This is a genomic window from Kitasatospora sp. NPDC001683, assembly GCF_053596495.1.
Map to the genome: position 1 here is coordinate 1 of NZ_JBSFGK010000161.1, position 10,572 is coordinate 10,572.

At 70.2% G+C, this 10,572-nt stretch carries 12 protein-coding genes and 1 pseudogene; 5 read left to right on the plus strand and 8 right to left on the minus strand.

Annotated elements, in window-relative coordinates:
• Positions 1–104: 104 nt before the first annotated feature.
• From ACWCYO_RS39025 to ACWCYO_RS39045, 5 genes and pseudogenes are all read right to left on the minus strand, one after another.
• Positions 105–314 carry a DUF397 domain-containing protein gene (locus ACWCYO_RS39025; protein ID WP_270148517.1) on the minus strand — a complete coding sequence of 70 codons (210 nt, stop codon included), beginning with the start codon at positions 312–314 and terminating at the stop codon, positions 105–107.
• A 31-nt stretch (positions 315–345) separates the two neighbouring features.
• Positions 346–558, minus strand: a pseudogene (locus ACWCYO_RS39030) (Scr1 family TA system antitoxin-like transcriptional regulator); the annotation flags it as partial.
• Positions 559–598: 40 nt separating this feature from the next.
• The gene (locus ACWCYO_RS39035; RefSeq protein ID WP_449786853.1) at positions 599–1,438 is read right to left on the minus strand and encodes a transposase family protein; all 840 of its coding nucleotides are present in this window, start codon (positions 1,436–1,438) and stop codon (positions 599–601) included.
• A gap of 64 nt (positions 1,439–1,502) precedes the next feature.
• A complete protein-coding gene (locus tag ACWCYO_RS39040) occupies positions 1,503–1,958 on the minus strand; it encodes a hypothetical protein (RefSeq protein WP_449786854.1) in 456 nt (151 codons plus the stop codon).
• A 273-nt stretch (positions 1,959–2,231) separates the two neighbouring features.
• A complete protein-coding gene (locus ACWCYO_RS39045) occupies positions 2,232–3,221 on the minus strand; it encodes a LuxR C-terminal-related transcriptional regulator (protein WP_449786855.1) in 990 nt (329 codons plus the stop codon).
• A gap of 158 nt (positions 3,222–3,379) precedes the next feature.
• Between ACWCYO_RS39045 and ACWCYO_RS39050 the strand changes: the two genes are divergently transcribed.
• From ACWCYO_RS39050 to ACWCYO_RS39065, 4 genes are all read left to right on the plus strand, one after another.
• On the plus strand, positions 3,380–3,718 hold the full coding sequence (locus ACWCYO_RS39050; protein ID WP_449786856.1) for a hypothetical protein: 339 nt from the start codon (positions 3,380–3,382) through the stop codon (positions 3,716–3,718).
• 193 nt (positions 3,719–3,911) lie between these two features.
• Positions 3,912–4,055, plus strand: a complete 144-nt coding sequence (locus ACWCYO_RS39055; protein WP_449786857.1) for a hypothetical protein — start codon at positions 3,912–3,914, stop codon at positions 4,053–4,055.
• 406 nt (positions 4,056–4,461) lie between these two features.
• Positions 4,462–5,622 carry a transglycosylase family protein gene (locus tag ACWCYO_RS39060; protein ID WP_449786858.1) on the plus strand — a complete coding sequence of 387 codons (1,161 nt, stop codon included), beginning with the start codon at positions 4,462–4,464 and terminating at the stop codon, positions 5,620–5,622.
• A 181-nt stretch (positions 5,623–5,803) separates the two neighbouring features.
• The gene (locus ACWCYO_RS39065; protein WP_449786859.1) at positions 5,804–7,900 is read left to right on the plus strand and encodes a CHAP domain-containing protein; all 2,097 of its coding nucleotides are present in this window, start codon (positions 5,804–5,806) and stop codon (positions 7,898–7,900) included.
• Between the two features lie 504 nt (positions 7,901–8,404).
• Here the strand turns inward: ACWCYO_RS39065 and ACWCYO_RS39070 are convergent.
• Together ACWCYO_RS39070 and ACWCYO_RS39075 are read right to left on the minus strand one after the other, a co-directional pair.
• Positions 8,405–8,773: a helicase associated domain-containing protein gene (locus tag ACWCYO_RS39070; protein WP_449786860.1), complete on the minus strand. Its 369-nt coding sequence runs from the start codon at positions 8,771–8,773 to the stop codon at positions 8,405–8,407.
• Between the two features lie 251 nt (positions 8,774–9,024).
• Positions 9,025–9,540: a putative immunity protein gene (locus tag ACWCYO_RS39075; RefSeq protein WP_449786861.1), complete on the minus strand. Its 516-nt coding sequence runs from the start codon at positions 9,538–9,540 to the stop codon at positions 9,025–9,027.
• 375 nt (positions 9,541–9,915) lie between these two features.
• On the opposite strand from ACWCYO_RS39075, the gene ACWCYO_RS39080 reads away from it, so the two are divergent.
• Entirely contained in the window at positions 9,916–10,068 is a 153-nt protein-coding gene (locus tag ACWCYO_RS39080) for a hypothetical protein (RefSeq protein ID WP_449786862.1), read from the plus strand.
• Between the two features lie 85 nt (positions 10,069–10,153).
• Here the strand turns inward: ACWCYO_RS39080 and ACWCYO_RS39085 are convergent, their stop codons facing one another.
• Positions 10,154–10,360, minus strand: a complete 207-nt coding sequence (locus ACWCYO_RS39085; protein ID WP_449786863.1) for a hypothetical protein — start codon at positions 10,358–10,360, stop codon at positions 10,154–10,156.
• Between the last annotated feature and the right edge of the window lie 212 nt (positions 10,361–10,572).

Here is a 10,572-nt window from a genome sequence, read left to right on the forward strand (position 1 = left end):
CCGCGGGGGCCGGCGCTGACCGCCCCCCACCCCGGGGTTAGGGGGCCCCGGGGGGCGGGTGTGGGGCTTGTGGGCGGGGCGCCCCACTTCCCCCCCAGACGGGATCAGGTGTTGGGGAGTTCGCCGGTCTTGACGGCGGAGACGAACGCCGTCCAAGCGGCGGCCGGAAAGACGAGCGCGGGGCCGTGGGGGTCCTTGGAGTCCCGGACGGCCATTCCGCCAGTGGTGACATGCCCAGTCTCTACGCACTCGCTTGCCTGCGGGCTGAAGCTGCTCTTGCGCCAACCCTGGGCGGAGATCTCCGGCATCGTCATATGCTCATCTTCCCTCTTCCTGATCTCGTACTCACGTCTCGGCTGAGATGGCCGTGATCTTGTCCAGCGACTCGGTCGGGTTCAGGGCTGAGGACCGGAGGTACTCGAAGACCAGTCCATAGCCGTCGAGCTCTGCCTCGCGCTCCAGGTAGTAGCCGTTCGTCAGCATCTCTACGAACACTGAGTGATGTGCATCGTGAAGTGGCAGGTCACGGGTCTGGTGTGCGTCGGCGTCGGCGTGCTCGGGCTGGTCATGGGGGTATGACTTCGGTGTAGATCGTCGGTCAGCGGGCGACTTCCCGGTTCGTCAGGACCAGCAGGGCCCGCACCAGCGCGGTCGCCCACTTCGGGTCGGTGCGGACCTTGCCGAGCACGCGCCAGTTCTTCAGGTGCGCGAAGCCGTGCTCGACCGGGGCCCGGACCGCGGCCAGCGCCTTGTTGGACAGCTTCTGCCCCCGGGTAAGGGGCCGGTTGCGGGCCGCCTTGTAGCCGGTGATCACCGCCGGGTCGGTGTCCGGGGCGCTGTCGTCGAGGCCGACGAAGCCCAGGTCGGCGATCGCGCCGAGGCCGGCCGCGCGCAGATGGGCGGTGAGTTTGTCGTGGCGGCAGGCGGTGATCTCCGAGGTGCGTCCGGGTCGGACCGCGGAGACCCATGCCAGGCGGCCCTTGTCGTCGGTGAGTGCGATCACGAGCAGTCCGTGGCATTTGTGCTTGCCGGAGTAGTTCTTCCGGTTCTCGGTCCCGGTGCGGCGGCGGGTGCGTATCAGGGAGCCGTCCAGCAGGACCACCCCGCCACCCGATCGGGCGATCTTCTTGAGCGCGCGGTCCAGGCGCGGGGCGCGGGCGGCCAGCAGGCCGACGACCTCGCGCACCCACCGGGTGACGGTGGTGCGGTGCACCCCGTTCCCGCCGGCCAGGTCGCCGGGCCGCTGGTCACAGCGCAGCACGGCCAGCACGATTCCGGCGACCTTCCCCGCGGACAGGGCCCGCCACCGGGATCCGATCTTCTTGCAGTGGCCGCGTATCAGGTCGGCGAGCCAGTTCAAGGTGGCGCTCGACAGCGGCAGGCGGGCGGTGTAGACAAGACCTTCGGGGCCCTCGACGAGACCGTTGTTTTTCTTCACACCAAACTCAACTGCCGCCGGGGGCCCTCCGGTTACGCCCCTGCGGCGTGCAGGGCTGGGACGGCTACAGCCGTGCGGTGAACTTCCCGTCGCCGCGTTTGTGCAGCCAGCCGCGGTCCGCGAGCTTGACCAGTTTCGCCCGCAGCGGCTCCAGCTTCCCGCGCACCTCCACCTGAAGGCCCAGCTCTTCGCCCACTGCCCGCACCTGCACCGGACCGCCGGCGGCTCGCACGATCGCCAGGATCCGGCGGTAGTCGTCGGGCAGCGCGGTCTCGTCAACGCTGTCGCCGCGGTGCGGGACCAGCAGCATCGCACGCCCGCCGACCTGCGCTGACGCCGGTGCGACGGCAGCTCGTTCCCCAGCTGTCCGCTCGCTCATCCGCGTCAGGACCCGCTCGGCGACTGCGAGTTCGTCCCGCTCGGCCTTCACCTCGTCCAACTGCTTGACCAGGTGTTCTTCCAGCTCGTCCAGTTCCGCGCGGCGCGCGGCGATCCGTTCCAGTACCACGAGGTCCACCATGCCCGGGAGCGTAGGAGCATCGCGGGCTGGAACGGGCCAGAACCCACGAAGACCTCCCTGCCCGACGATCTACACGGCAGACTGCCGCGCGTGACCAGCACGAGCACCGGGGCACGGAATCACACCAGGCCCGTGACCTGCCACTTCACGATGCACACACTCAGTGGAGCTGGCTCCGACCACCCTCGATGACTTTAGCGGGGAAGGCGCTCACCACTCGCCGATAGCGCCCGGGTCTCGGACGAACTGCCCGCACCCTCGCAGACCCCCCTCTCAGGACGCGAGCCAGCCGGCCTGAGCTGCTCGGACGCCTGCCTGGAAGCGGCTGCGGGCGTTGAGGCGTTCCATGAGGTCGGTGGCGATGCGGCGGGCGGTGCGTGGTGATACGCCGAGGCGCTTGGCGATGGCGTCGTCGGTGTGGCCGTCGGCGAGCAGGGCGAGGGTGGTCTGCTCCTGGGCGGTGAGCCCGTGCTCGTTGAACCGGGCGATGGCACCGATCGGCTGGGCGCCTGCCCAGACGCTCTCGAACAGGGCGCACAGCGCGGTCAGCATGCCCTGGCCGGTCAGGACGACGGCGCCGGCCGCTGTGTCGTCGCTGCGTACCGGGATGACCGCGGTGGTCCGGTCGACCACGATCATCCGGGTCGGGAGCGCGGGCACGGTGCGGACCTGGCCGCCGTGGGAGGCAAGCCAGTTGATGTACTCGACGGTGTGCGGGCTGTTGCGGACGCTGTCCAGGTAGACGGTGCGCATCCGGATGCCGCGCCCCAGCAGGTCGAGGTCGAGGGGCTTGGCGGCCTCGATGTTCTCGGGCTTCTGCCCGCCGTCGGGCGCGAAGGTCATGACCTCCTCGCGCACCTCCCGGGTGAGCGTCGTGAGCCGGTCGCGGATCTGGTCGAGACCCGTGAGCTGTTCGACGCCGGGGTGGTTCCCGGCGGGCCGAAGGTCGGCGTAGTCGGCGATGAGCTGTGCGGCCGCCGCCCGGGAGGCCTCGATGCGCAGCTGCTGGGCGGCGAGTTCGGCCTGCTGGCGGGCCATCAGGAGCTCCATCCCGACCTCGGGGGAGACCGCTCGCAGTTCCCCCTCGCGGTCGGCGGACGGGCGGATCAGGGCCAGTTCGCTGAGCGTGTCCAGGGCCTGCCTGACGTGTTCCCCGGACAGTGCGAGCCGCGCGGCGAGGGCGGTTACACCCTCCTGCGGATGGGCGAGCATCGCCCGGTAGACCTGCTCCGAGACGCTGTCCAGACCCAGTGCCGTGAGCACCTCGACCCCCCGTTATGAACCCGTGTTCGATACGCGCCCGATCTTTTCACGGGCGGCTCGGATCGGACCACACAGGCCGACGGACGGTTCCGGTCAGAGCCGGAACCGTCCACGCCCATCCCCTATACGGCGATTGCCCGCTTCGGCACGCTCGTTCCATGTACCTCGTTCACGCCGCCTTGAGGCCCGTTTCGCCGGGCCGCCCGCTGCCCCTCGATGCCCGCGAGCTCCTGCTGGCCGCCGTCCGGCCCGAGGACCGGGTCGAACACCTCGTCGTCCACCCGGATGCGGTCCCGGACCCGGTGCTTGGTGTCTACCTCGTCGCCGGCTCCCTCACCGAGGCGGAGAGCCGGACTGCCGCGTTCTGCCGGCGTGTCCTGGCGGCCGTGCCCCAGCTCGCGGGCTGGAAGGCGGCAGGGGTCGCCGCACCGCTTGTCGTGCCGTTCTACGAGCGCCTGCTGTCTGCCCCTGGTCGGTCCTGGCCGGAATGGTCCTGACCGGAGTGGTCCTGGCCGGAACGGTCCAGGGACGCTTCCGTCCAGCTGGGAACTCTTCCACTGGTCCTGACCAGCGGCGAAGCTAGTGATCGCCGGAAGGGAGCACCGCCCGGACAGCAAGCCGGAGAGAGCGTCACCGCGGGACGCCCACACCGGATTCCCATACTCCGTCGTATCCGAAGGGGACACCATCATGTTCCGCACCGTCACTGCCAAGGCCGCCGCGGTCGCCGCCCTCGCCCTCGCCGCCCTGGCCCCCGCCGTCGCCGCCCAGGCCGCCCCCGCCCTGCCGGCCACCACTGTCCAGGCCCAGGCCGACAACATGATCTGGGGCTGATTTCCCGTCGGGCCCACGGCCATCCGCCGACCGGCTGCTCCTGCAGGGCAGCCGCCCGGCCCTTTTGACAGGCCGCCGCGCACCGCACACCGCGATGTCCGCAGAGTGCCGCCACCTTCCGGTCCGACCGGCTGCCGGCGCGCCCCGGCTGTATCAGGCGGCAGGTCGACGCGGCACGGGCCGCGTTGGAGACCAGTGGGCGGCACGCCGCGGGGGAGTGTGCCGGGCCGATCGGCAGGTTCTCGGCGCGATGCCGAGGTCTCCTACTCACTCATGTCGAGCCCGACTGCGGACAGGTAGCTCGTCCGCCACCCGGGCGAGGACACACACCGACGACAAGCAGGGAATCACCATGCGCGAAAACCACCGGATTCGGCCTGTGCTGGCGCTTGCCGCCGCTTCAGTCGTGGCCGCCGCGATACCCGTTCTTGGCTCCGGCTCGGCCTCGGCCGCCTCGGTGTCGACCTGGGAGAAGGTCGCGCAGTGCGAGAGCGGAAACAACTGGAGCATCAACACTAACAACGGCTACTACGGCGGTCTGCAGATATCGCTCTACAACTGGCGATACTACGGTGGCAGCGCCTACGCGTCGCGGCCGGATCTGGCGAGTGAGCAGCAGCAGATCCTGATTGCCGAGAAGATCCTCGCCGACCAGGGCGCCCGTGCCTGGACCTGCTCGCCCGGCACTGGTCTGGCTACGGACCGCAGCAACCCGTACCCGGCCCCGACGCCCCCGGCGAAGAGCAACCGGGTGATCGAGGCCGTCGAGGGTGGCGCCCTGCACGAGATCTACACCGACAGCGCCGGTACCTGGTACGACAACGCGGTCCCCGGCGTCGGCCCCGGCATCAGCGCCGTCGCCTTCTCCTACAACGCGGCCGGGCAGCGGGTGATCGAGGCCGTCGAGGGTGGCTGGCTGCATGAGATCTACAGCGACAGCGCCGGTAACTGGCACGACAACGCGGTCCCCGGTGTCACGGGCGGCATCACGGCTCTCGGCTTCGCCTACAACCCGTCCGGGCAGCGGGTGGTCGAGGCTGCCTCGGGTGGCTGGCTGCACGAGATCTACACCGACAGCGCCGGCAACTGGCACGACGACACCGTCCCCGGCGTCGGTACCGGCATCAGCGCCGTCTCCGTCCAGGTCAAGCCGGACAACACCCGGGTGATCGAGGCCGTCGAGGGTGGCTGGCTGCATGAGATCTACAGCGACAGCGCCGGTAACTGGCACGACAACGCGGTCCCCGGTGTCACGGGCGGCATCACGGCTCTCGGCTTCGCCTACAACCCGTCCGGGCAGCGGGTGGTCGAGGCTGCCTCGGGTGGCTGGCTGCACGAGATCTACACCGACAGCGCCGGCAACTGGCACGACGACACCGTCCCCGGCGTCGGTACCGGCATCAGCGCCGTCTCCGTCCAGGTCAAGCCGGACAACACCCGGGTGATCGAGGCCGTCGAGGGTGGCTGGCTGCATGAGATCTACAGCGACACCTCCGGTAACTGGCACGACAACCCGGTCCCCGGCCAGGCCGACAGCGCCACGGCCCTCTCCTTCAGCCTGGCCTGACGCCCGCACGGCATCGCCCGAACACGCTCGTCCTGCGCCTGGCACCACCCAGCCGGCCGCGGACGCCTGAACTTCCTTACTCCGGTCCACCACCGTTCCTGCAGGGCGGTCGTGAACCTTCATCGTGCCGCGAATCGACGCGGCACCTCCCAGACGGCAACGTACTCACCAGGAGATTGGCATGACCATGCCCAGCAAGCTGCGCGCCGCCACCGTCGGAGCGTTCGTCGTGGCGACTTTGACGAGTGGCGTCTCGGCACTCCCCGCCTACGCCGACACCGCCTCGATCGCGCAGACCGCCACGGCCGAGAACGGCAACGGCCCCTGCGCCCAGGGTGGTTACGCCGCCGGCGGGCAGACCAGCTCATGCAACGGCGGCGGCGGGCAGGCCCACGCCTGGTGCGCCGACTTCGTCGGCTGGGTCTGGGCACGCAACGGCGTGGCGCACGTCAACGATCTGACCGACTTGGCCTCCTCCCTCTACGACTACGGCCGCCGCTACGGCACGCTGCACAGCGATCCCCGCGTCGGCGACGCGGTCGTTTACGAGTACAGCGCGTCGACGGACTGGGCCCAGCACGTCGCGCTGGTCACCGGAGTGAACGGGAACAGCGTCACGATCACCGGCGGCAACCAGGGCCATTCCAGCGGGTACACCCAGGGCATCGTGAACACCAGCTCCACGACCAACTGGTCCGTGGGCTCCGCTCCCTGGGGCCAGCGCATCAGCGGCTACATCTCCCCGGTCCTCACCGGCACGCCCGCGGCCAACCCGGCCCCCTCGTCGCTGCCCACCGGCACCCTGGTGAAGTCCGCCGCCGGCGCGCAGGTCAAGGTCGTCATCAACGGCGCCGGCCTGCCGATCGCAGGATCCGACGTCGGTCCCGACCACTACGACCTCGGCAAGGTCGTCACCGTCGATGACGGCCCGTTCAACGCGATGCCGGCCAACCTGCCCGACGGCTCGGTCGTCATGGACCAGTCGGGCACCGACCCCACCCGCTACGTCATGGTCGACGGTGTGGCGCTGCGCATCGCCGCCGCCGACTGGGTCACCAGCGGCTACAACACCCGCCCGCTGATGGGCGTCCCCACCGCGTGGCTCCAGAGCGTGGCCGGCGACAATCTCCCCTCGGGCACCGTCGTCTACGACCAGTCCGGCCAGGACCCGAACCGCTACGTCGTCGTCAACGGCTCGGCCCTGCACATCTCCGCCGCCGAGTGGACCGCGTACGGCTACAACACCCGCCCGCTGATGGGCGTGCCCGGCGGCTGGCTGCGCGACGCCGTCAAGCGGCCCCTTCCGGACGGCACGGTCGTCATGGACCAGTCGGGCACCGACTCCAACCGCTTCGTCATGCTCAACGGCGCGGCACAGCACATCTCCGCGGCCGAATGGACCGCCGACGGCTACTACAACCAGGCATTGATGGGCGTTCCGGGCGAATGGCTCGCCTCCGTCAACAAGACCAACCGTGCCCTGGTGGCCGTGGAGGGCGGAACCCTGCACGACGTGTACCCGGCCGCGGACGGCTGGCACGACAACGCCGTGCCCAACGTCGGGGGCAACATCACCGCGGCCTCCCTGGCGTACGACGCCACCGGCAACCGCTCGATCGCCGTCGTGGAGGGCGGAACCCTGCACGACGTGTACCCGGCTGCGGACGGCTGGCACGACAACGCTGTGCCCAACGTCGGGGGCAACATCACCGCCGTGTCCATGGCCTACGGCGCCTCGGGGAACCGGGTGATCGAGGTGGTCGAGGGCGGAACCCTGCACGAGGTCTACTCGGCTGCGGACGGCTGGCACGACAATGCCGTGCCCAACGTCGGGGGCAACATCACCGCCGTGTCCATGGCGTTCGACGCCTCGGGGAACCGGGTGATCGAGGTGGTCGAGAGCGGCACCCTGCACGAGGTCTACTCGGCTGCGGACGGCTGGCACGACAATGCCGTGCCCAACGTCGGGGGCAACATCACCGCCGTGTCCATGGCGTTCGACGCCTCGGGGAACCGGGTGATCGAGGTGGTCGAGAGCGGCACCCTGCACGAGGTCTACTCGGCTGCGGACGGCTGGCACGACAATGCCGTGCCCAACGTCGGGGGCAACATCACCGCCGTATCCACGGTGCTCCACCCCTCCGGCAACCGGGTGATCGAGGTGGTCGAGAGCGGCACCCTCCACGAGGTCTACCCCGGTCAGGACGGCTGGCACGACAACGCCGTCCCGGGAACCAGCGGCCAGGCGTCGACGGTCTCCGCCGCACTCCACCTCTGACCCACCACCGTTTGACCGCGAGTAGGGGACCGGACGCGAACCGCGTCCGGTCCCCTACTCGTGCTACCGGACGGCCCGTTCCTGGACGCCGCCATCCCCTACCACCGGCACCGCAGGAGCCCAGGCATCCGCCCATTCACCGACCCCGACCCCGCCCTGTCTCCGCTGCTCCAAGCCGCCGAACACTGCCGCCTACGGCCCCCGCAGGACCTCACCGGCCGCAGCCGCGGCCGCTTCCCCCGCCTGCACTTCCCCGAAGCCCTCACCGACGGCCCCCACTGGACGGGCTTCATTCCCCTGCCCAACCTCCCTTCGGATCTCCAAACCGCTGCACTCCGATGAAGAAGGGCGCGCCTTGGCGGACCAATCCCCAGAACGACCCACCAACCCCGCCCCACCAGTGCCTACACAAACGCCCCGGTCGGTCTGCCCCACAAAACGCCCGGAGGCCGCCCCCTCAGGTGACGGCCTCCCAGCTCTTTCCCCGGCAACCCACCGCCGGCCCTACGCCCACTCCACGCCATGCTCGGCCAGCTGCGCCAGCTGCCCCGGAGTCAGCTTGGCCCACCTCGCCTTCTGGTTGTTGAGCCAGGTGCCCAGGGCGAAGTGCGACACGACCACCCGCTCCTCACCCCCGGGGCCCGTCTCCTCGGCCTCCAGCGGCTCCTTGTGCGGGCGCCGGACGTTGGCGTGACGCTCCCGCTCCACGAACTGCGCGAGCGCCGTCAGGCCCTGGGCGAACCGGTCCGTGCGGGACACCTTCGGCTTCGCCTCCGCGGCGGCCTTGGCGGCCACCAGCTCCTGGTCCTCCTCGATCCCGAGCTCCGACAGCGGTGCCGCGGTCCGCGCGTGAAGTGGTCCGGAGCCGGGCACGAGGCATCCTTCCCAGGCCGGCTGCCCGTACGGCGAACGCTGCGCCGCGCCCGTGCTGGACGTGCCGGGGTTCGATCGGCGGGGAGGCGGGCTCGGAGCTGGAACTGGACGAGAACGCCGGCCCGGGCCGGCTGGAGTGCCCGCAGTGCGTGGGCGACCGGGAGGTGGAGGAGCTGGGCCCGTTGGTGTTGCCGGTCCCGACGAAGGGGGAGCAGGTCGCCGCGCTGGTCTCGGCCCTGCAAGGTTCAGCTTCAACAGTCGAACACCGACCAGCAGATGTCGTTGCGCAGCCGCTGGTCATCAAGTACGAGCCCGCGGATCGCCTCCGGGAGCTGATTACGCTGCCACTGGCACTCGAGTCGTCCCGCGGTCTCGCTCTCGCCTTCCGGTGCCGCTGCACGTGCGGCCTTGATCGCGTAGGCGGCCGCGCCGAGCTCATGCGCGGCAACGTGGGCGACGGCCCCGGCCTGGCCGGCGGCGTACGCGGCGTGCCGTGCTGCCCCCCGCAGGTCTCTGGCTGCCCCCATCGCATGGCCGCCCGCCGCGCGAGCCTGCATCATCTTGACCTCGCCACGCACCCAAGCCCGGGCATGCTCGATCGCCTGGCGCGGTCGGGGGTCCCCAGGCTGCGCCGACTCGAAGAGGCCAAGGACGTGCTCTGCACACGAGGCAGCCCATAGAGCGAGGAGACGGTGATCCGCATCAGTGAGAGTCCCACCACGACGGATCGTCACGAAGCGAAGGTCTCGGACCTTCGGGAGGATCATGACGTGCACTCCCTCCTGCGCGCATCGGCGCACTCGCTGCGGTGTGTCCTGGCGGCCGGTCAGCCGCCTGACGCAGGGAACGATCCGAGTGTCGGCCAGACCCCTACGGCAAGTACAGCAGAACCCGAGAACCACTCCATCTGACCGGTCGGACGATCTTCGCCGTAGACACCGGCCGCCGACCAGCACGAGTCTCTCTGCCACCCCGCACACCACACCCCTGACCTGCAACTTCACGATGCACACTACTCACTGGCCCGAGAACATCGCCGCCCTGCGCCAGGCGGGCCCGAGGCCCTGCCCTGGGTCACGTTCCTGCCGGAGGGGGACATCGACACCCTGCTCGCCGAGCTGGTCGACACGGCTCGCGGCGCAGTGGCGCTGGACAATCTCGCCCCGATCGCGTTGCTGCTCACGCAGTGGAAGCACAGCGCCGAGGTCTATGCGGACCCCGCGTTGTACGCCATCCTCACCCGCGAGCCCGAGGGGGACTTTGGTCAAGTCCCCGTGCCGGAGGCGGCCGAGTGAGTCCGAGGAGGGGGGATCGAGCCGCGCCGCCTCCGACCGGCGACCCCTTCGAGGGTGCGGCTGGGGCACGGATGATCGCCGAAGCTCAGCCCGCTTCGAGGGTGTCCGCGCGGTGGGTCAGCTCTTCGGCGATGTGGTCCCAGTCCGGGCCGTGCAGGTGGAGGCTGCTTGCGGCCTCGCGGAGGAGGGCCGGGTCGTCGGGGCGTTGGAGGAGGAGCAGGCGGTAGGCGAGGTTGCGGGTCCAGACCGGGAGGTGGCCGTCGACCAGGTGGGGGGAGAGGGTCCGCAGCATGGCGAGGATCTCGTCCGGGTCGGCGAAGGTCAGCTTCTCGGTGAAGTACGACTCCTTGTGCTGCCAGGTCGCGTCGCACTCGGGGGTGGGGCCGTACTCGTCGCCCCAGAGGCAGCGGGCGAGGTCGGTGAGTCACGGTTCCGGTCGCTGTGTCGACCGCGGTCAGATGAGAACTCAACGTGAAGAGCGTGCCGTTCGAGACCAGCGTCGAG